Annotated in this window: 15 protein-coding genes; 12 read left to right on the plus strand and 3 right to left on the minus strand. The window is 33.1% G+C overall.

The features are described 5' to 3' along the window. Positions 1–435: 435 nt before the first annotated feature. The 6 genes from RMO53_RS06405 (at position 436) to RMO53_RS06430 (ending at position 8,042) form a co-directional block, all read left to right on the plus strand. Positions 436–1,014, plus strand: coding sequence for a Crp/Fnr family transcriptional regulator (locus RMO53_RS06405; RefSeq protein ID WP_310379100.1), 579 nt, complete (start codon positions 436–438; stop codon positions 1,012–1,014). Positions 1,015–1,082: 68 nt separating this feature from the next. Then, positions 1,083–2,312, plus strand: coding sequence for a hypothetical protein (locus RMO53_RS06410; protein WP_310379102.1), 1,230 nt, complete (start codon positions 1,083–1,085; stop codon positions 2,310–2,312). 68 nt (positions 2,313–2,380) lie between these two features. Then, complete coding sequence (locus tag RMO53_RS06415; protein ID WP_310379103.1) at positions 2,381–3,154, plus strand: hypothetical protein; 774 nt, start codon at positions 2,381–2,383, stop codon at positions 3,152–3,154. Continuing rightward, on the plus strand, positions 3,151–4,533 hold the full coding sequence (locus RMO53_RS06420) for an alginate export family protein (RefSeq protein ID WP_310379106.1): 1,383 nt from the start codon (positions 3,151–3,153) through the stop codon (positions 4,531–4,533). The genes RMO53_RS06415 and RMO53_RS06420 overlap by 4 nt, the downstream gene beginning before the upstream one ends. 227 nt (positions 4,534–4,760) lie before the next feature. Beyond that, positions 4,761–6,521, plus strand: a complete 1,761-nt coding sequence (locus tag RMO53_RS06425) for a hypothetical protein (protein ID WP_310379107.1) — start codon at positions 4,761–4,763, stop codon at positions 6,519–6,521. 231 nt (positions 6,522–6,752) lie between these two features. Beyond that, positions 6,753–8,042 carry a DEAD/DEAH box helicase gene (locus RMO53_RS06430; protein WP_310379108.1) on the plus strand — a complete coding sequence of 430 codons (1,290 nt, stop codon included), beginning with the start codon at positions 6,753–6,755 and terminating at the stop codon, positions 8,040–8,042. Positions 8,043–8,189: 147 nt separating this feature from the next. Here the strand turns inward: RMO53_RS06430 and RMO53_RS06435 are convergent, their stop codons facing one another. Beyond that, positions 8,190–9,725: a YifB family Mg chelatase-like AAA ATPase gene (locus tag RMO53_RS06435; RefSeq protein ID WP_310379109.1), complete on the minus strand. Its 1,536-nt coding sequence runs from the start codon at positions 9,723–9,725 to the stop codon at positions 8,190–8,192. Positions 9,726–9,965: 240 nt separating this feature from the next. Further along, positions 9,966–10,955: a Gfo/Idh/MocA family oxidoreductase gene (locus tag RMO53_RS06440; RefSeq protein ID WP_310379111.1), complete on the minus strand. Its 990-nt coding sequence runs from the start codon at positions 10,953–10,955 to the stop codon at positions 9,966–9,968. A gap of 199 nt (positions 10,956–11,154) precedes the next feature. On the opposite strand from RMO53_RS06440, the gene RMO53_RS06445 reads away from it, so the two are divergent. The 6 genes from RMO53_RS06445 to RMO53_RS06470 all read left to right on the plus strand — a co-directional run bounded on the left by RMO53_RS06445 (position 11,155) and on the right by RMO53_RS06470 (position 20,451). After that, the gene (locus RMO53_RS06445) at positions 11,155–14,151 is read left to right on the plus strand and encodes an amidohydrolase family protein (protein WP_310379113.1); all 2,997 of its coding nucleotides are present in this window, start codon (positions 11,155–11,157) and stop codon (positions 14,149–14,151) included. Positions 14,152–14,153: 2 nt separating this feature from the next. Next, a complete protein-coding gene (locus RMO53_RS06450; RefSeq protein WP_310379115.1) occupies positions 14,154–15,455 on the plus strand; it encodes an amidohydrolase family protein in 1,302 nt (433 codons plus the stop codon). Positions 15,456–15,601: 146 nt separating this feature from the next. Further along, on the plus strand, positions 15,602–16,903 hold the full coding sequence (locus RMO53_RS06455) for an amidohydrolase family protein (protein WP_310379116.1): 1,302 nt from the start codon (positions 15,602–15,604) through the stop codon (positions 16,901–16,903). 7 nt (positions 16,904–16,910) lie between these two features. Next, positions 16,911–17,924 (plus strand): dipeptide epimerase, encoded by a 1,014-nt coding sequence (locus RMO53_RS06460; protein ID WP_310379117.1) that lies wholly within the window; start codon positions 16,911–16,913, stop codon positions 17,922–17,924. Positions 17,925–17,927: 3 nt separating this feature from the next. Further along, positions 17,928–18,956 carry an aminotransferase class I/II-fold pyridoxal phosphate-dependent enzyme gene (locus tag RMO53_RS06465; protein WP_310379118.1) on the plus strand — a complete coding sequence of 343 codons (1,029 nt, stop codon included), beginning with the start codon at positions 17,928–17,930 and terminating at the stop codon, positions 18,954–18,956. Positions 18,957–19,125: 169 nt separating this feature from the next. After that, on the plus strand, positions 19,126–20,451 hold the full coding sequence (locus RMO53_RS06470) for an ammonium transporter (RefSeq protein WP_310379119.1): 1,326 nt from the start codon (positions 19,126–19,128) through the stop codon (positions 20,449–20,451). Between the two features lie 459 nt (positions 20,452–20,910). Here the strand turns inward: RMO53_RS06470 and RMO53_RS06475 are convergent. Further along, the coding region (locus tag RMO53_RS06475) for an HYR domain-containing protein (protein WP_310379120.1) at positions 20,911–22,620 on the minus strand (1,710 nt) is incomplete at its 5' end.

Raw genomic sequence — 22,620 nt, forward strand, 5'->3', positions numbered from 1 at the left:
TGAATAAATTAAAATTAGCATACCTACTATTAATTGTAATATCAATTCTATTACTAATTGATATTTATAACTTAGATTTTAGCAATTTGAAAAACGAAAGTTATTGGGGAATTATAACAAGTATACTGTTACTATTTTCAATGATAATAAACATTAGAGATATTAAAAACATTGAAAAAAATAAATAAAAATGAAAAAAGAGAACGTAATAAAATTTCCGACTTTACAGCTATACTTAAAATGAGCGTAACAATTGGGAAAGAAGTTTATAAAAATATAAATATCTAAAAAAATTATCGCAAACACTTGCTACTATTGTTGGTGCAATTGGCTTAATAAAAACGCAAATTTTCAGATATCTTTACTACCTTTCTAAAACCTTATACAGTTAATAAATCGTATGTATACTTCTTAAAATTAACACATTAAACCAATATGAACACAAAACTCATTTTGCAAAATGTTTCCAAACACATCAAACTTACAAAAGAAGAAGAAACCTATTTTGTATCTTTATTAAAAGAAAAAACATATAAAAATAAACAATACATCACGCAAGAAGGTACAATTTGTAAACAAATAACCTTTATCAATTCAGGATGTTGCAGGATTTTTAATATTGATAAAAATGGGTTTGAGCATATTCTCAATTTTGCTTCACACGATTATTGGATAGGTGATTTATACAGCATCATTTCACAAAAACCTGGAGTCCTTTTTATACAAGCAATAGAAAATACAGAAGTGATTCAAATCTCCAAATCGGATTTGAATAATTTATACCTCAAAATACCAAAATTTGAACGAATCTTTCGCATTTTAGCAGAAAACGCTTATGTAGAAACTCAAAATAGAGTAATGGAAGGCATGGGATTGTCGGCAAACGAACGATATGCCATTTTCAACAAAAAATATGTAACAATAAAACATTTATTACCCCAAAAACAAATTGCTCTTTATCTTGGTGTAACACCAGAGTTTTTTAGTCGAATGAAAAAAAACACAAACTCTTAATCTAGGTCATTGGTTGATAGGTTACGCTAAACTAACTTTGTATAGTAATAATTTAAAATTATAAAACTATGAAAATCAAATCTATAGCAATAGCAGGCTTACTGCTTACAACTAGTTTGGCATTTGCCACTACTCCACAATCTGTTACTGTCATAAAATTTGGCGATGCCAAAACTTTATTTGTTGGTGACAGTAAATCAGCTACATTGTATGCATATACTGTAGCTTTAGACACTAATCCCGAAGCCCAAAAAGCATACAACATCCATGATTTAAGTAGCAAAATTGCTGCTTTTACAAAAGTGGGTTTGATGGATTTTATCATTAGAGATATGGCCATTAATCCAAACTCAAAGGAAGCCTATATTGCTTTTGATACTAAAACAAAAGCTGGATATGTTTCTAGAATCATTATAGTAAATCAAGAAGGTAAAATCCGAAATTTTAATTTAGCTACTACAAAACATTCAGAAACAACAATCAGTGATGCACCAACTAGCGATTTAAAAATTTGGGATAAAACTTCCTTAAGATCCATGACCTTTACTGATATTGATTTTCACAACGGCAAAGTATATATCAGCGGAATGAGTAATGCTGAATTTTCATCAGCTCTACGAATTGTAGAATATCCTTTTACAAATGCAAAAGTAACGACTTCTTCAGTTGAAATATTTCATGCTGTACACGGTCAAAACGAAACCAGAGCTCCTATTCAAACTTTGCAATTTGTAACCTTAAACAACGAAGAGTACATTTTGGCTGCTTATACTTGTACGCCTTTGGTATTAATTCCTGTAAAAGAAATTATAGATGGTGCCCATATTATAGGCAAAACCATTGCCGAATTAGGATATGGCAATACTCCAGTGGACATTATCAAATTTCAATCCGAAGGTTTTGATAAAAAACCTTATGAGGGCATTATTTTATCTAATAGAAACCGTACTGCACAGTTTATTAATAGTACTGAAATTGCTAAAAGCATTTCGGAAAATAGCATAAATTATGTAGGCATGGTAGAGCATGCTGGAACACCTATAAATAATTTGCCTATGACTGGACTTTTGCAAATGGACGACCAAGACGATTATCATATTGCCACACTAAGAAGAAATGATGAAACAGGAAGCTTAGAGTTGATATCGTTCTTAAAGAATATGTATTTGAGATTAGATGAATTTGTATCAGAATACGACCAACCCGGTTATAAATATGAAGGACAACAATTACAAATGAAGGGATTTCAAAATATGATGATTCAAGACTTGGGTAAAACTAAATTCATAAAACAATAGGAATATTTTTTTTCTTACACTCTCCTTTACCCTAAAAATTGTGTTCAGGAGAGTTTATATTATTGATGATGAAAATAGTTATAGTACTTATTTTTTCAATAAAGGTTTTTTCACAAAACCCACATGTTACTGCAATTTATCCCACTTCAGACTCAATTCCTGTAAATATTCTTCGGTTTTATATTCAATTTTCTGCTCCCATACAAGAAATGGATATTTTAAAACACATACAATTAACAAACGAAGAAGGAGAGAATAGTACTGGTGTTTTCTTTGAAAATCAATATGAATTATGGAACAAAGACCGTACAAAAATAACATTAATTATAGATCCAGGCAGAGTAAAACTTGGCCTTTATGCTAATAATAAAATGGGCAGAGCTTTTGATATTGGCAAAAAATACACCTTAACAATTGATAGTTTACTGCTCGATTTTAATGACAAAAAATTAAAAAAAAGTTTTACCAAAACATTTATAGCCGTAAAAGAAGATAATCTTGCTCCAGATATCAAAACTTGGAATTTATTGTTACCCAAAAGTAAAACCAAAGAGACTATTACCATTAATTTAAACGATAAAATTGACCATATTTCGGCACAAACCTATATCAAGATAGTACATAATAAAAAAGAAATCCATGGCGAAATTTCATTAAAAAATAAAGAACAAAAATGGGTTTTTAAGCCAAATATGAATTGGCGAAAAGGCAATTATACAATTATTATACATCCGCATTTAGAAGACATTGTCGCTAATTCAATGAATCAAATTTTTGACCATAGCCCGTTAGATTTAAATCAAGAAAATAAGGTATTAAAAATAAATTTTAAAATAGAATGATAAAAAAAACACTCCTTATATTCAACCTTATATCCTTTTCATTTTATATAAAAGCACAAGAATTACCATCTATAAAATCATTAAGAGCAGATGAAAATTATATGATTTTGATTAAAAACGACACGCTTCGAAATGCTTCATTTTTCACTCAATTAAAAGCGATACCTATCAACAAAGAAAAATATATTTATTTGAGCTTGGGTGGAGAATATAGACCTCGTTGGGAACTTACCAAAAACAAAAACTGGAATGAAAATAAAACTGATGATGAAAATTTTTATTCTCAAAGAATCATGTTTCACACTGATTTGCATTTGGGCAAACATATCCGTGTTTTTGGACAATTAACACACGGTTTGGTATCACTTGCCAAACCAGTTTATGTCCAATCTGATAAATTAGATTTGCACCAAGCCTTCACAGAATTTATAATTTTTATTAATAAATCAACCTTAAAAATAAGAGCCGGAAGGCAAGAATTAATATTGGGTTCGGGTCGTTTAATGGCATTTAGAGATGGTCCTAACAGCCGTAGAAGTTTTGATATGGCTAGGATTATGATTGATGGAAAAGGCTACAATACGAATTTATTTTATGGCAGAGAAGTAAAAGTTCCTGTTGGTTTTTTTGATAATAAATCAAACGATGCTCCTTATACTTGGGGTTTAGAATTGACGGTAAACACTAAAAAAAATTTAGGAAATACTTCCGTGTATTATATTGGATTTGATGCAAAATTAGTAAAATACAACGATGGAATAAACCCTGAAACAAGGCATACAATAGGTTTTAGACGATTTGGAAACATAGGAAAAAATTTTAAATACAATACGGAATTCAATTACCAATTTGGTGCATTTGGCACAAAAACCATAAGTGCATTTTCTATAGAAGGAGATTGGCATTACAACTTAATCAAATCAAAATTTAAACCTGATTTTGGTTTAAAATTAGATTATATTTCGGGTGATAAAAATCTAGGCGACAATAAATTAGGCACATTCAATCCCTATTTTAACAATCCAGCCTATTTTGGTTTAATAACACAAGTAGCGGCAATGAATATATTTGATATACATCCATCGCTAAAATTTAAATTTACAGAAAAATTTAGTGCAACCGCCGAAACAGATTTTTATTGGCGAGCACAACTAAACGATGGTTTATATGCGGGCTCAAAAGCCTTAATACGAACTTCAAACAATAGTAAAACACTTTGGATTGGTTGGCAAAGCGGAATAAAACTAGAATATGAAATCAATAGATATTTAAAACTCACTAACGAAACTTTCTATTTTGTAGCTGGCGATTTTGTAAAAGAAACAGGCGATTCTAACAATACTTTTTATAACGGAATGACACTTTGGTTAGGGTTATAAAGGTGTATGAAAATTACATTTAAAATAAATTGAATTATTCTGATTTTTATAAGTACTAAAAGTTTAAAAAAAAATTCAGAAAACTTATCTCTATTTCAAAACCGTATTTTTTTAATTAAATTTAACAAATAAAGGTTTAATAGATTTTTTAATATTATAATTGTAACCTCTAGATTCATAAATTTGTCCTATTAAAATCGATAACACAAAAATATAATTTTAAAAAAATGAAAAGAAATTATTTATTAATTCTTGTGATTTGTTTTCCGTTTATGTTACAAGGACAATCATTAGAGTTTATCATGGATATGGTTCATAATAATCCAGGCGAAAAACCATATGACACCAAATATAACGACCCAAAATTTCTTAAATCAGAAGGGTTTACAGCTACTACGCCACACTGGTATATCAATTGTCTAATTAATTATAACAATTTTGAAAAAGGAATAATACCTAAAAATAGTGAAGCCAACAAATGGATAGTAACAAAAGCTGCACAAGTGGATATAAAACTTGCTGACTTCAGAAAAGAAGGTATCGATGTATATCCTTTTACCGATTTTATTGTTTTTCCTAATGCAATTTGGGAAAAGTACGGAGACTCAATAAAAAGATTTGAAAAAGGAGGAAGCTCAGTAATAGGTGGAAAAGGAGAGTCAATGATACCTGATATTCAACGAAAAACAACTCAGCGATTATTGCGTGCACAAATTGCTGGTATATTTGATAGGTTTCCTCAATTAAATGGTATAGTACTCCGTTTTGGTGAAACTTATTTGTTCGATACTCCTTTTCATAAAGGTGGTAGTCCAATTAGGAAAGGACGGGAAGGAATCAATGATCATATACTTTTTATCAATATTTTACGTGAGGAAATATGTGTAAAACGAAACAAAAAACTATTTTACAGAACTTGGGATTTTGGTTATAATTTTCATACCAATCCTGAATACTATTTATCAGTAACCAATGCTATCGAGCCACATCAAAATTTAATTTTCTCTATCAAATACCAACAAGATGATTTTTTGCGAATGACTCCTTTCAATCCCACAATAGGCATCGGAAAACACCGTCAAATTATAGAATCTCAGTCACGTATGGAGGCTTACGGAAAAGGAGCACATCCTTATTATTCTGCCTTTGGCGTAATAAACGGTTGGCCAGAAACAAAATTTGAAATTAAAGAGGGTCGTTTTACAGGAAATTTAAATAACCCATCAAATCCTCGTGGTGTAAAAGATATTATAAATTCCAATTTGCTTTGTGGTGTAAATACATGGTCAAATGGCGGCGGTTGGCAAGGACCATTTACCACTAACGAAATATGGACCGATTTAAACACTTATGTAGTATCTCGTTGGGCTCAAAACCCAAAACGTTCCGAAGAAGAAATTTTTTATGAATTTGCAGCAAAATATAATTTAACAGGAATGCAAGCTGATATTTTCCGCCAGCTTGCATTATTAAGTATCGAAGGAGTAAGAAAAGGACAATGCAATAGTTTTACAATAAATAATAAATGGTGGTCGAGAGATGATTTTTTCTCTGTAGCAGATAACAAAAATGTGTTAAATCAAATCGTAAAAGAGAAAAAACAGCATAAAGTCCTTGCCGAAAAAACAGAAGCATCTGCAATTTGGAGACAAATAGAAGCGCTATCAAATCAGTTGACAGTTAGTGATACTGTAACTCAAGAAGCAATAAGAGTATCAAGTACTTATGGCAGAATAAAATACGAATTAATTGAACAAATGTGGATATTAATGATTGAAGATACTAATGCAACCGTTTCTGGAACTATGAATGATGCCATAGTAAATTCAGCACTTTCTCGGTATGATGAATTATGGAAAGAATGGCGAAAATTGAAAGAATCCAGTGCCACTTGTGCTACTTTATATACAGATTTAGCGTTCAAAAATACCAAAACAGGAAGCATTGGCGAACTTGTTGAAAAATTAAAATTAAAAACAAAAAATTAAATAATGCATTTTGTTAGTAACTAATCTTCATTAATTGTTTATCATTTTTAATATTATTTAGGAGCAAATTGTAAAGAGTTAAGTTAGTAATTGATGTCAGATTTGAAATTTAATAACAATTGGTAAAACATTTTATTTAATCAAAGTCAAACACTCTATCCATAAAATTAGCAGTACATTTGCGCCAAATTAAAGAAGTACAACTATTTGTGTACTTCAAAAACACCATTTATGTCATTCAACTCACTAGGATTATCGGATGCTTTATTAAAAGCCATCAGTAAAAAAGGATATTCAACACCATCTCCAATACAAAAAAAAGCAATTCCACCCATTTTAGAAGGTAAAGACGTGTTAGCATCTGCCCAAACAGGAACAGGGAAAACAGCAGGTTTCACTTTACCCATATTGCAAATATTATCGCAAGGAAAACACCTAAGTCAAAGACCCATTCGTGCCTTAATATTAACGCCAACACGGGAACTAGCAGCTCAAATATTAGCCAATATAAAAGAATATAGTGAGTTTATAGATATACGTAGCGCCGTAATTTTTGGTGGCGTAAACCAAAATCCACAAGTGGCGCAATTGCGTCAAGGTATTGATATTTTAGTGGCAACTCCTGGCCGATTAATCGATTTGCAAAATCAAGGTTTGGTAACACTTTCAAAAGTGGAGATTTTGGTTTTGGATGAAGCAGACCGAATGTTAGATATGGGTTTTTTGCGTGATATTGAACGTATCCTAAAAGTATTACCATCAAAAAGACAAAATTTAATGTTCTCTGCCACTTTTTCAAGAGATATCAAAACATTGGCAATGGGCATTTTACACCATCCCGTTCAGGTCGAAGCTACACCCGAAAACACTACTGTTGAGGCCATTATCCAAAAAGTTTATCCTTGTGCCAAAGAGAAAAAAACCGAATTGATCATCAAACTAATTACGGAAGGCAACTGGAAACAGATTTTAGTTTTTACCAGAACCAAGCAAGGTGCCAACAAACTAACCGAAAGTATGATTAGTGCTGGCATCAAAGCAGCAGCCATTCACGGAAATAAAGGGCAAGGCGCACGAACAAAAGCCTTAGCCAGTTTCAAAAACGGAAGCCTAACCGCTTTGGTCGCCACAGATATTGCAGCTCGGGGATTAGATATTCCATTATTACCACACGTTGTTAATTTTGAATTGCCTAATATTCCCGAAGATTACGTACACCGAATTGGTAGAACAGGCCGTGCAGGAGCAAGTGGAGAAGCCATTTCGCTCTTTAGTCCAGATGAAACTGTTTTCTTGCGCGATATAGAAAAATTGGTAGGTTTGAAATTGCCAAAAGAAAACATAAAAGGTTTTGAGCCAGATCCTAATGCTTCAACGGAACCAATAAAACAAGGTCAAGGAAGAGTGCAACGCAATTCAACACCTCGACAACCCAAAACAGATACTACAAACCGTAGCATTAACAATAGCTTTGGCCCAAGACGTCCCCAACAAAATAATGACAGACGTTCTAATAGATAAATCAAAGAGTTGTCAACTTTTTAAAAGTTGACAACTCTAGAACTAAACACGAGAGTTTTATTTTTTTTGAAGCAAAATATTTTTGTTTTTTAAGAAACACGCTTCGCAATCCCGAGTATTCGGGATTGCGAAGGAGATAGTCTGAAACTACCCCAACCAACCATCACGATCCAAACTTCTATACTGAATCGCTTCAGCAATATGCGAGGAAATAACTTTTGGAGCGGCTTCTAAATCTGCTATTGTTCGGGCTACTTTTAGGATTCTGTCGTAAGCTCTAGCCGAAAGATTCAGGCGTTCCATTGCGGTTTTCAACAATTGCTTCGAAACATCATCAAGCGCACAATATTCCCTTATGTGTTTGGTATTCATTTGGGCATTGTAATGAATATTTTCCATTTGCACAAAACGTTCGGTCTGGATTTCACGCGCTGCAGTTACGCGTTTGCGAATTTCGACACTGCTTTCCGCTTTTTGGTCTTCGGAGAGTTTTTCGAAAGGAACTGGGGTAACTTCGATATGAATATCTATCCTGTCCAATAAAGGTCCAGAAATTTTGCTCAAATAGCGTTGCATTTCGTGTGGCGAAGAAGTTTGAGGAGAATCAGGATCATTAAAAAAACCACTCGGACTTGGGTTCATACTCGCCACCAACATAAACGATGACGGATACGTCACTGTAAACTTGGCTCTGGAAATCGTTACTTCTCGATCCTCCAGCGGTTGGCGCATGACTTCGAGTACATCACGTTTGAATTCTGGTAATTCGTCCAGAAACAAAACACCATTATGCGCCATCGAAATTTCGCCTGGTTGCGGATAACTTCCTCCTCCAACAAGTGCCACATTCGAAATCGTATGATGCGGACTTCGAAACGGTCGTTGATTCATTAATCCTGCTTCTTTTAATTTCCCAGCAACACTATGAATTTTAGTAGTTTCGAGTGCTTCTCGCAAAGTCATTGGCGGTAAAATACTGGGTAACCGTTTTGCAAGCATCGTTTTTCCTGCTCCTGGCGGACCAATGAGAATAATGTTGTGTCCGCCAGCAGCGGCAATTTCCATACATCTTTTTATAGATTCCTGTCCTTTAACATCACTAAAGTCGAATTCTGGAAAATCTAATGTTTTATAAAATTCAGCTCTAGTATCGATAACTGTGGGTTCTAATGTTCCTTTCCCTTCCAGAAAATCAATTACTTCCTGAATATTTTCAACTCCATAAACGTCTAAACCAGCTACAATTGCAGCTTCTTTCACGTTTTGCATTGGAAGAAAAAAACCTTTAAAACCTTCTTCTTTGGCTTTTATAGCAATAGGCAAAGCTCCACGAATGGGTTGCAAACCACCATCGAGAGACAATTCTCCCATTATAATGTACTTGTCGATTTCGTCGGCTTTAATTTGGGCGGAAGCCACTAGAATACCAATCGCCAAAGTTAAATCATAAGCCGAACCTTCTTTTCGCAAATCGGCTGGAGCCATATTGATCGTAATTTTTTTGCCAGGCATAGAATAGCCATTATTTTTGAGAGCTGCCGCAATGCGATAACTACTTTCTTTTATGGCGTTGTCAGGCAAACCAACTAAGTGGTACCCAATTCCTTTATCAATATTTACTTCGACGGTAATCGTGGTGGCTTCGACTCCAAAAACAGCGCTTCCAAAAACTTTAACTAGCATATAAAATAGTTTTGTTTAAAAGTAAAACAAAAAGTAACATCAAAGAAATTAAAATAGTAATCATCTTGTTAAATAGCCAGATTTTCTTGGCTTTAGTATAAAAAGCTTCTTAAATTCTAACTGTTTTGCCACAGAATATAATGATTAAAAAGATTTTCTAAAAATGTTGGTGTTAAAAATCTATGAAAATCATTCTAATCGGTGGCTTCAAAATTTACTTCTATTTTATAGACCATAATATTACCCTTTATCAGACGGGAACTCCAACCCTATTTGGTTTTTTACTTCATCAACTATTTTGATTAAATCCAAACTATTTTGGTGTGACCACAGACTGCTCTCCACTTTACCTTCGTTGATGCATTTATGACATTCATCGATTTCATAGGTATATCCTTTTCCTTTTGTTGGCAATTTGTGTTTTGATTTTTTATCATTTACTACCAATGTATAGGATTGTGCCTTAAACCATTTTGAATTTAGATTAATCCTGCCTTTGGTTCCGCTTATAGTTGCTCTCATATTTGAGGAAGACATAAAACTAGAATGCAATAGGGCTTGTGCATTGTCGTATTGCAAAATAATAGCAGTTTGCAAATCGGCACCAGAATTATGAAAATTGGCTTTGGCTGCAACTTCGATTGGAATTCCTAATATTAAATAAACTAAAAACAACGGATAAACGCCAATATCCATAAGAGTTCCTCCACCCAATTTTAGGTCGGTCATACGGTTTCCCTCTAAATTTTCTAGAGCAAAAGCAAAATCGGCATTAATGTATTTGACTTCACCTATTTCACCATTTTTAATTTTATGCAACGCTTCTTGCAGCGATGGATTGAATCGGGTCCAAAAAGCTTCCATAAAAAACTTATTATTTTGCTTTGAAGCTTCAATCATTTGCAAAGCATCCTTATAATTTAGTGCCAATGGTTTTTCGCAAAGTACATGTTTATTATTTTGCAAGGCTTTTATAGTCAACTCAGCGTGAGAATCATGTGGTGTGGCAATGTAAATTATGTCTACGGAATCATCTTTAAAAATAGCATCATAACTACCGTAAAATTTTGTACAATTATTGCTGTTTGAAAAAATTTCTGCTTTTTCGAGATTTCTAGAGGCAACAGCAGTTAAGACTGCATCCTCTACAAGTGCTAAATCTTGAGCAAATTGATGCGCAATGTTGCCTAAACCAATAATTCCCCATCTGATTTTTTTACTTCGAATCATAAATTATTTAATGAAATGAATTTCTAAACATATTATTTATAAATATAGAAAACAATTCATTACTAGACAGATTAAAAATTTAGTTACAAATTAATTCACTTTTATTCACTTAAAAGTTCAAAAAAAAATGTTAAAATTCAACAATACAATACGAAAGTGTTATATTATCAATACTTTTAAAAAAAATAATTAATCCACTATGAAAAGAATTTTTCTCTTACTGCTTTTGGTGATTTTTATGCCAAAAATTAACGCCCAAGAATATTTTCCTAACAATGAAAGTGTTCAAAACAAAATCAACAATTTTACTGCTTTTACCAATGCAAAAATTTATGTAACCCCAACTCAAATAATAGAAAAAGGGACATTACTGATTCAAAACGGAAAAGTAATAAATGTTGGAAATACCATTTCTTTGCCCAAAAATTGTACCACAATTAACTTGGAAGGAAAATCAGTTTACCCCTCGTTTATTGACATTTACACCAGTTTTGGTATTGACAAACCTAAAAATAGTGGCACTGGAGAAAGAGGGCAACTATACGACACCAAGCGAGTAGGTTTTTATTGGAATGAAAACATTCGTTCAGAAGTTAACGGGTATCAAAATTTTAATTACGATCAAACCAGAGCCGATGATTTTTTAAAAGCAGGTTTTGGTGTTGTGGGAACTCACGTTCAGGATGGTATTGCACGTGGAACTGGAGTTTTAGTCGCATTAAATAATAATGATAAATCAGCTCGATTAATATCTAATAAAATTTCCAATCACTTTGGTTTTACCAGAAGTGCCACTACAAATCAGTCTTATCCAAGTTCATTAATGGGAATGATGGCTTTGCTTCGTCAAACCTATTTAGATATGAACTGGTATAAAAATGGAAACTCAAAAACCAAAGATTTATCATTAGAAGCTTTAATCAATAATGAAAAATTAGTTCAAATATTTACAGCCGAAGACAAATTAAACAGTTTAAGAGCATCAAAAATTGGAAAAGAATTTGGATTAAATTATGTAATTAAAGGTGCTGGAAATGAGTTCGAAAGAATTGAGGAAATCAAAAACACCAATTCAAAATTCATTATTCCAATAAATTTTCCCGAAGCGTATGATGTTTCTAATTCCTTTTTAGCAGATCAAATTGATTTGAGCGATATGCGTTTTTGGAATCAAGCGCCAACAAACTTAAAGGTTTTATCGGCTAACAATGTGGTTTTTGCTTTAACTACTGATAAATTAAAAAAAGTAGAAGACTTTAGAGCTAATCTTTTGAAAGCTATAAAATTTGGATTTGATAAAACCAAAGCATTAGAATCACTAACGACTATTCCTGCTTCGATATTAGGAAAAGAGAACGAAATTGGAAGTTTAAAAGCAGGAAGTTATGCCAATTTTGTAATCACATCAGGTGAAATATTTGAGGAAAAAACAGTATTGTACGAAAACTGGGTTCAAGGAAACAAATTTGTAGTCAATGATATGTCTGCAATTGATATTCGTGGAAACTATGATTTAACCATTGATTCAGACAACTATAAATGGAAAATTATAGGTGAAATAGCAGACCTAAAATCAGAAATTACAACTGCTAATGCAAAAAAAGTAAATTCAAAAATTACCATTGCTAACAATTGGATAACCGCATTGGTTAAATCTAAAGACACCATTAATGTTAGTTTCACAAGACTAAATGCATTTATTGAAAATTCACAAAATATTAGCGGTAAAGCTGTATTAGCAAACGGAAATGAAGTAAAATGGTCAGCTATAAAAACTTCGCCATTTATTATTGTGAAAGACAGTGCAAAGGCAGAAAAACCAAATTCAGTAATGCCGGTAACGTATCCAAATATTGCTTTTGGAAACAATCAAAAACCAGCACAACAAACTTTATTGTTTAAAAACGCAACGGTTTGGACCAATGAAAAAGAGGGAATCCTTGAAGAAACTGACGTTTTAGTCAAAAACGGTAAGGTTGCCGCGATTGGAAAAAACCTTTCAGATCCAACAGCTGCACTAGTTGATGCAAAAGGAAAACACTTAACCAGCGGAATTATTGATGAACATTCACATATTGCCATATCTAATGGTGTGAATGAAGGCGGTCACAACTCGAGTGCCGAAGTTACAATTGAAGATGTTGTCAATTCCGAAGACATTAATATTTACAGAGATTTGGCCGGCGGAGTTACCACTTCACAATTATTACACGGTTCGGCAAACCCAATTGGTGGTCGATCAGCCATAGTAAAATGGAAATGGGGACAAGCTCCAGAAGAAATGTTGTACAAAAATCAGCCCAAATTCATAAAATTTGCATTGGGTGAAAATGTAAAACAATCCAATTGGGGAAATATAAACCCAATACGTTTTCCACAATCAAGAATGGGAGTTGAGCAAGTATTTACTGATTATTTTCAACGTGCCAAAGAATACGAAACGGTTTGGAAAGCGTATAATTCGAATGCTAAAAAAGACAAAAATAAAGCACCAAGAATAGATTTAGAAATGCAAACATTACTTGAAATTTTGAATAAAGAGCGTTTTATTACGTGTCATTCTTATGTACAATCTGAAATTTTGATGTTAATGAATGTTGCCGAAAAATTTAATTTTAGAGTAAACACTTACACCCACATTTTAGAAGGTTATAAAGTAGCCGACAAAATGAAAGAACATGGTGTTGGTGCCTCTACATTTTCAGATTGGTGGGCATATAAATTTGAAGTAAATGATGCAATTCCTTACAATGGAGCAATTATGCACAATCAAGGAGTTGTAGTTGCTTATAATTCTGATGATGCCGAAATGTCAAGAAGATTAAATCAAGAAGCAGCAAAAGCAGTGAAATACGGAAATATATCAGAAGAAGAAGCTTGGAAATTTGTTACTTTAAATCCTGCAAAATTATTACATATCGATGACAAAGTAGGAAGCATCAAAGTAGGAAAAGATGCAGACATAGTGCTGTGGAACAACAATCCCCTTTCTATTTATGCAAAAGTTGAAAAAACACTAATAGAAGGTGTTGTTTATTTTGATATTCAAAAAGATGAGTTGCAAAGAGCTGCTGTTACTAAAGAAAGAAGTGAATTGATTGGACAAATGCTTCAAGAAAAAAACAAAGGAATGAGTACTCAAGAGCCAAAGAAAAAAGAGAAAAAAGAATATCACTGTGATACTTTAGAACAATAAAAATGAGAAATATATTTATATTATTAGTAATTTTTAGTTTAACTATAAATACTAATGCACAACAAATACCCGCAAATAAGCAAACTCAATCTATCCTAATTCTAAATGCTACAGCGCATTTAGGCAACGGAAAAGTAATAGAAAATAGCGCAATAGGTTTCAAAGATGGTAAAATAACATTAGTGGCAGATGCAAGATTAATTAAACTTGCTAATGGTGCTTTTGACAGTACTATTGATGCTACTGGAAAACATATTTACCCTGGTTTTATAATGCCAAATTCTAGTTTAGGATTAGTTGAAATTGATGCAGTAAAAGCCTCTGATGATGAGGGTGAAATTGGAGAAATGAATCCACATGTTAGAAGTATAATAGCCTACACAGCCGATTCAAAAGTAATTGAAGCCGTTCGTCCAAATGGAATTTTGATGGCTCAAATCACACCACGTGGTGGAAAGATATCTGGAACTTCATCAATAGTTCAACTCGATGCTTGGCATTGGCAAGATGCAGTAATAAAAGAAAATGACGGAATTCACATTAACTTTCCATCTACCATAACAAGAACAGGTTGGTGGGCAGAACCAGGAGGACTTGAAGCAAATAAGCAATATCAAAAACAAGTGGATGAGTTGAGTTCGTTTTTTGCAAATGCAAATGCTTACACTACTACTCCATCAAATGAGAGAAATTTAATTCTTGAATCCATGAAAGGAATTTTTAATGGTACACAAACATTATTTATTCATGCTAATGAGGAAAAACAAATTATTGATGCTGTAAATTTCAGCAAAGCAAATGGAGTTAAAAAAATAGTAATTGTTGGTGGATTTGAGGCTTATAAAACTGCTGATTTATTGCAAAAAAACAACATCAGTGTATTATTAAAACGAGTTCATAATATGCCCCAAAGCGACGATCAAGATGTTAATTTACCTTATAAAATGGCAAAAATATTAATCGATAAAGGCATTCTTGTAGGATTAGAAAATAGCGGTGACATGGAACGTATGCAAACCAGAAATTTACCCTTTCTAGCTGGAACTTGTGCCGCGTTTGGTCTAGACAAAGAACAAGCATTGCAATTGATTACTTCAAATACAGCAAAAATATTAGGAATTGATAGTCAATGTGGTACGTTAGAACAAGGTAAAGATGCAACACTATTCATTTCTGAAGGTGATGCTTTGGATATGAGAACAAATAAATTGACTCATGCTTTCATTCAAGGAAGAGCTATAAGTTTGGAAACACACCAAACTAAACTCAATACAAAATACAAGGAGAAATACAATCAAAAATAAAATTTTGACAGGCTGAAAAATTGATTTTTTAAATTATACAGAGCATGTCAAAATTTACTGACATGCTTTGTTTTTTATACATTACATATAATTTCACAGGTTAGTTAGGCTCTTTTTTACAATTAATAATATTATTCCAATTTCAAATGAAAAACATTTACATTCTATTATTAACATTTTTCGTTTCTTCAATCACGATCGCTCAACACATTCCCGGAAATAAACAGGCAAAATCAATTTTGATTCTAAATGCTGTAGCTCATTTAGGCAACGGAAAAGTGATTGAAAAAAGTGCCATTGGTTTTAGAGATGGAAAAATTACAATAGTAACTCAGGCCAACTCAATCGATGTCACCAAAAACAAGTTTGACATTACGATTGATGCCAGCGGAAAACATGTATATCCAGGATTTATTGCTCCAAATTCTACTCTTGGATTAGTCGAAGTTGACGCCGTAAAAGCCTCTGACGATGAAAGTGAAATAGGTGAAATGAATCCACATATTAGAAGTATTATTGCTTACATGGCAGATTCTAAAGTAGTTGAAACTATGCCAATTAGCGGAGTATTACTAGCCCAAATCACACCTCGTGACGGAACAATATCTGGAACTTCATCAATAGTTCAACTTGATGCTTGGAACTGGCAAGATGCATTGATTAAAGAAAATGATGGAATTCACATGGACTTTCCTCGTATTTATCGAAGAACTGGCTCTAAATTTGAACCAGGTTATCTAAATGTAAATAAAGAATACCTCAATCAAATTGACAAAATCTCACTTTTCTTTGCAAATTCAAAAGCGTATTTAGCAGATGCTCCAATTAAAAAAAATTTAATTTTTGATGCCATGAAAGGACTTTTTGATGGAAGTCAAACTTTATATATTCATGCCAATAACGAAAAACAAATAGTCGATGCTGTACATTTATCAAATAATTTTGGAGTTAAAAAAGTCGTAATTGTTGGTGGTTATGAAGCCTACAAAACAATTGATTTATTACAAAAAAATAACATTAGTGTTTTATTAAAAAGAGTGCATGACATGCCCGAATACAATGATGAAGATGTAAATTTACCCTATAAAATGGCAAAACTACTAACGGAAAAAGGCATACTTGTGGGTTTAGAAAACAGTGGAGATAAAGAACGAATGAATACCATAAACCTTCCTTTTCAAGCTGGAACCTGTGCAGCATATGGATTAGATAAAGAACAAGCACTACAATTGATTACTTCAAATACGGCAAAAATATTAGGAATTGATAGTCAATGCGGCACACTAGAACAAGGTAAAGATGCCACTTTATTTATTTCCGAAGGCGATGCTTTGGACATGAGAACTAACAAAATAAGTCAGGCTTTTATTCAAGGTAGAATACTAAATTTAGACAACCATCAAACTAAGCTTTTTGCAAAATACAAAGCAAAGTTTAATCAAAAATAAATATTCAATGAAAATTATAATTAGAACGTTTGACCTTGAGTTGAAACATACTTTTACGATCTCAAGAGAATCGTATAAGGTACAACCCACTCTAATTATTGAATTGCAAAGTGATGGTTATTCTGGTTATGGTGAAGCAACTTCAAATCCATATTATAAAGTTACGGTGGAGACCATGAAAAATAATTTGGAAACTATTATACCTTATATAGAAAGTATTACAAACGAAACTCCAGAAGTTTTTTGGCACAATGCTCATAAATTATTAGGCAACGATATGTTTGCACTTTGCGCATTAGACATGGCTTATAATGATTTGTATGCACGCAAAAAAGGTAAAAAACTGTATGAATTTTGGGGTTATAATACTATTAAAAACCCAAAAACCGATTATACTATTGGTATTGATACCATCGATAAAATGGTTTCAAAAATGAAAGAAATGCCGTGGCCAATATATAAAATCAAATTGGGTACAAATCAAGATATTGCTATTATAACCGAGTTACGTAAACATACCAATGCCGTTTTTAGAATTGATGCCAATTGTGGTTGGACTGTTTCTGAAACCATAAATAATGCAATTGAACTAAAAAAACTTGATGTTGAATTTTTAGAACAACCCTTAAAAGCGGATAATTGGGAAGGTCATGCAGCAGTTTTTAAACAATCGGTTTTGCCTATTATTGCCGATGAAAGTTGCATTATCGAAGAAGATGTTGCTAAATGCCACAATCATTTTCATGGTGTAAATGTAAAATTGGTGAAATGTGGTGGACTAACATCAGCTCGAAGAATGATTGCACAAGCAAAAAAATTAGGGATGAAAACCATGGTAGGTTGCATGACCGAATCTACTGTTGGAATATCAGCGATTGCACATTTACTACCAGAACTTGATTTTGTGGACATGGATGGTGCATTACTATTATCCAGAGATATTGCAACCGGTGTAACAATTAATAACGGAATAATAAGCTATTCGAAATTAAATGGAACTGGAGTTACGCTAAACTCATAAGTGATGACTGTTGAAAATTTTCCAGATAGAATTATACTCATTGATGGTGTTGAATATTTATATTTTGGTGGTACAAATTATTTGGGAATAACAACAAATAAAGAATTTCAAAATATATTATTTGAAAGTATTAAAAAATGGGGAACAAACTATGGAAGTTCTCGCAACGCTAATGTTACACTTTCTATTTACGAAACTGCCGAAAAATTATTGGCAAAAAAAATTGGAACCCAATCCGCAGTAGCGGTATCGTCTGGAATGCTTGCTGGAAAATTTGTATTAGAACATCTTTCTAAAGCAACTGATGCTATTTTTCATTTTCCAGATACGCATCCCGCGTTGATGTGTGCCTCTAGCCTACCCATTATAGTTGACGGAAAGATAAATGCTAAAATATTCAATCCAGATATTTCTGCAATTGCGGTAGTCGCAGATTCAATTTCAGCATTGCAAGTTCAGCCTATAAATTTAAATGTTTTACTTCAAATTCCTAATAAAGTTGCAATCACACTTGTTATCGATGAGTCTCATAGTATAGGTATTATGGGTGAAAATGGAGCAGGAATACTTTCAACTATAAACATTCAAAATATTCGCAAAATAATTGTTACTGCTTCATTAGGAAAAGCTTTTGGGATTTCGGGAGGTATTATTGCAGGCGATCTTAACTTTATAAATGCAATTAAAAGTGAATCAACTTTTATAGGTGCTTCCGGTATGAATCCTGCATTTCTGGAAACCTTAATCAACGCACAAGAATTGTATCAATTGCAAAAAAAGAAATTACAGCACAACTTAGATTATTTAAATAAGCATTTTATCGACAGAGATGGATTTACCTTTAACCCAGATTATCCAGTAATCTATTTTGACAATGAAGTATTTTCAAAAAAACTATTTGAAAATAAAATAATAACTACCAGTTTCAAATATCCTACTGCATCGGGCAAACTCAACCGTATTGTAATAACTGCCAATCATACAAATGACGATTTAAAAAAATTAATATGGCTTTTGAATTCCAATTTTTAAAAAAGAGCATTAATTAATTGTAAATTTTAGTTTAGTTTTATCACATACCCATAAAAATTTAGGGTGTAAAATACAAATTTGATAAAAATTTTACTTTACACCCTAAATTTTTTATGTATTTAAAATGATTTTATACTTTTATCGAAATTTAAAACTAAAAACTAAAACTATGCGAAAGATTATTTTAAGTGTGATATTGATCACAATTCTAGTATTATCCATTTTTTCAATTTATTTATTTCCAGAATCAACTGTATTGGGAGAACATGTTGTTCCATTAAAATTAGATACAGGAGATTCAGCTTGGATGCTAGTTGCGACTGGACTTGTATTATTAATGACTCCTGGGCTTGGATTTTTTTATGGCGGAATGGTCGGCAAAAAGAATGTAATTAGTACTGTATTACAAAGCTTTATGGCTATGGTAATTGTAACTGTACTGTGGGTTGTTGTTGGATTTGGATTGTGTTTTGGACCTTCAATAGGAGGATTCATTGGTGATCCGTCGGCAAACTTATTTTTTCAAGGTGTAAATTCAAGTACAGCTTGGGAATTAGCGCCAACAATTCCGTTTATTTTATTTGCTTTATTTCAAGCGAAATTTGCAATAATTACACCAGCCTTAATTACAGGTGCTTTCGCAGAACGTGTTCGTTTCTGGGCTTACTTATTATTTATGGTATTATTCATCATATTTGTTTACGCTCCATTATGTCACATGACTTGGCATCCCGATGGATATTTCTTTAAAGCAGGAGTTTTAGATTTTGCTGGAGGAACTGTTGTTCACATGAGCGCAGGTTGGGCTGCATTAGCAGGAGCTATGTTTTTAGGAAAAAGAAAATCAGAAAAATCAAATCCTGCACGTATTACTTATGTATTATTAGGAACTGGATTATTATGGTTCGGATGGTTTGGTTTCAATGCAGGTTCTGCAGTTGGAGCGAGTGGACTTGCAGCTCAAGCATTAGGAACAACTACTGTAGCTGCTGCTGCCGCCGCAATGGGATGGGTGTTTTTGGATAAAATACTTGGACACAAACTATCGGCAATGGGAGCTTGTATTGGAGCTGTCGTAGGATTGGTAGCGATTACACCTGCTGCTGGATTTGTAAGTATACCACATGCACTTGCTATTGGTTTTATCGCAAGTATTGTAAGTAATCTTGTTGTAAGCAGTTTTCCTAAAGGAAAAATCGACGATGCTCTTGACGTATTTGCTTGTCACGGTGTTGGCGGTATGGTAGGTATGCTTTTAACTGGTGTATTTGCTTCAAAATCTGTGAATGCAATTGTAGGCGATAATCAAGGTTTAATCTTTGGTGATGCTACTTTGTTTTTAATTCAATTAAAAGCATTAGTGCTAGTATCAATATTTGCATTTTCTGCTTCATATGCTTTATTCTTTATTGTTAATAAAATTACACCATTAAGAGTAAGTGAAGAAAAAGAAGAGTTAGGTTTAGACATTTCTCAACACGGAGAATTCCTATAACCCATTAATAATAAAATATTTAAGCACTCTAAAAATTGGTTTTTAGAGTGCTTTTTTATACAATAATTAATGAATTCATAATATAGAAATCGGATAATACCATTTGACATATAAAAAAGTCATATGGTCAGTTCGAGCGCAGTCGAGAACTATTATCAAATCATGACTTCTTTTATGACAAAAAAGAATTATACTTATACTTTGGATGTAATTAATAGAAAACTCAATTATTAAAAAATATAAAAATTTAAACACATAGATTCTGTGTTTAAAAATTATAAATTGAATTACACCCAACGGGTTTATACTTATATATTTCTAATTCATTTAAGTTGCAATCTTTAGATTCAAATAGAATATTAAGCTCATTATATAGAATGTAATTATTCGTATAATTATCAAAGCAAAAACCCCATTCAATTAAACGAATGGGGTTTTCTATTAAAACTCAAAGTCTATTTATTGTTTTATCAAGTTGAGTACTTTTATATTTTCTCCTTGTTTAACAACGGTTAAGTATTCTCCTGATGGTAAATCCTCTCCAAATCGAATTGGTGATGACTTGCTATCACTTTCAAATCTTCTTATCAATCTGGCCAACATGTCATAAACAGCCACTTCCACTTTATCGTTGCTATCACTTAACACTTCAACCGTAAATTGATTTTTAGAAGGATTAGGATATCCTATAACTTTAAATACTTTAGCAGCTTCTTCAACCTCAATATGTTTTGTATGAACTACTGGATCAGTACAATTTGCCAAACAAGCTCCAATATAATCGCCATGTGCAATATGCGCCGCTACTGCGGATTCTGAAACACACAATTCGTGACATGGATCTTTGCTATTTCCTGTTTTATGACAAATTTTAACTTTAACTATAGCTGAGTTTCCTGCAAAACAACGTGCGTCTTCTGAATACACATTTGTAGTTCCAGAAACCACACAACCATTAGCGTCAGTAACTGTTACTGTAAATGTAGCATTGGCTAACAAAATTGAAGTAACGGAATAAAAACCACCAACCGGCACCGTTAAATGTGTTGATACTGGTGTTGTACCAGGTCCAGATCCTGGACAAGTGTTACCAGTTGAAGAACCTCCAGCACTTGCTGTCCAAGTTTCATCACCAGCACTATTGAGTACATTGCAAGCAAGAACTCTGTTCATCGTAATGACTACTTTATAAGGTCCAACTCCTCCAGAAGGTGTTCCTTTGATAGTTGTTGATTGATCTAATGTGTATCCATAATACAATTGTGGGTTGCTATTTGTAACTGCTAAAGCTAGTGCAGCTTGTCTTGTTACTGTAAAAGAACAACTCGCTGTATTTCCACCTACATCTGTAACAGTGTAAGTAATTGTAGTTGTAGTACCATTTGCAAAGGTCGAACCAGAAGCTGGTCCTGTTCGCATAACTGAAAATCCTGAACAATTGTCGCTACCTGTTGGTGTTGCCCAAGTTGCTGTTGATTGACATGCTGATAACACAATGTTTGAAGGGCAAACAATCGTAGGAACTGTTATGTCTTTTACAATTACTGTCTGATTTTGAGAACTTGTATTTCCATTACCGTCATTATAAGTCCAAGTAACTGTATAAGTTCCTTGTGCAGTATAAGTAGTTGGATTCGCAGTTGTAGCTGAAATCACACCTGCGCAATTGTCAGTAGCGGTTGGAGCTGTTACTGATGCTGAACATTCACCTGTAACTGTTGGTAATGAAGTAATGTTAGCAACTGGTGCTGTTGTATCAATTACAACTATATCTTGGGTTTGTGTGCTGGAGTTTCCTACAACATCGGTAAATGTCCAAGTTACAGTAGATGTACCTTGTGAACTTCTTGTTAAAGGATTAGTTGTTGTTCCCACGATAGTTCCGTTACAATTGTCGGTAGCTGTTGGTGCAGAATCTATTGTGGCTGTACATTGTCCTGTAGCTGATGCTAAACTAGAAGCATCGGCAACTGGTGCTGTTGTATCACTTACGGTGATTACTTGTGTTCCACTACTAGTGTTTGCTGTAACATCTGTAGCTGTCCAAATTCTTGTAATAGTATAGTTATAATGTCCTAAACCTGATACGGTTTGAGTACTGGTTTCAACTAATGCAATCGAAGGATTTCCATCACAATTATCAATTGCTGATGGTGTTGCAGCTGCTGG

The sequence above is a fragment of the Flavobacterium sp. genome, from assembly GCF_031409475.1.
Lineage (GTDB): Bacteria > Bacteroidota > Bacteroidia > Flavobacteriales > Flavobacteriaceae > Flavobacterium.

Coding starts and splice junctions, on each gene's coding strand:
- RMO53_RS06405 (WP_310379100.1), top strand. CDS start 436: ATGAACACAAAACTCATTTTGCAAAATGTTTCCAAACACATCAAACTT.
- RMO53_RS06450 (WP_310379115.1), top strand. CDS start 14,154: ATGAGAAATATATTTATATTATTAGTAATTTTTAGTTTAACTATAAAT.
- RMO53_RS06460 (WP_310379117.1), top strand. CDS start 16,911: ATGAAAATTATAATTAGAACGTTTGACCTTGAGTTGAAACATACTTTT.
- RMO53_RS06435 (WP_310379109.1), bottom strand. CDS start 9,725: ATGCTAGTTAAAGTTTTTGGAAGCGCTGTTTTTGGAGTCGAAGCCACC.
- RMO53_RS06410 (WP_310379102.1), top strand. CDS start 1,083: ATGAAAATCAAATCTATAGCAATAGCAGGCTTACTGCTTACAACTAGT.
- RMO53_RS06420 (WP_310379106.1), top strand. CDS start 3,151: ATGATAAAAAAAACACTCCTTATATTCAACCTTATATCCTTTTCATTT.
- RMO53_RS06455 (WP_310379116.1), top strand. CDS start 15,602: ATGAAAAACATTTACATTCTATTATTAACATTTTTCGTTTCTTCAATC.
- RMO53_RS06470 (WP_310379119.1), top strand. CDS start 19,126: ATGCGAAAGATTATTTTAAGTGTGATATTGATCACAATTCTAGTATTA.
- RMO53_RS06465 (WP_310379118.1), top strand. CDS start 17,928: ATGACTGTTGAAAATTTTCCAGATAGAATTATACTCATTGATGGTGTT.
- RMO53_RS06430 (WP_310379108.1), top strand. CDS start 6,753: ATGTCATTCAACTCACTAGGATTATCGGATGCTTTATTAAAAGCCATC.
- RMO53_RS06415 (WP_310379103.1), top strand. CDS start 2,381: ATGAAAATAGTTATAGTACTTATTTTTTCAATAAAGGTTTTTTCACAA.
- RMO53_RS06445 (WP_310379113.1), top strand. CDS start 11,155: ATGAAAAGAATTTTTCTCTTACTGCTTTTGGTGATTTTTATGCCAAAA.
- RMO53_RS06425 (WP_310379107.1), top strand. CDS start 4,761: ATGAAAAGAAATTATTTATTAATTCTTGTGATTTGTTTTCCGTTTATG.
- RMO53_RS06440 (WP_310379111.1), bottom strand. CDS start 10,955: ATGATTCGAAGTAAAAAAATCAGATGGGGAATTATTGGTTTAGGCAAC.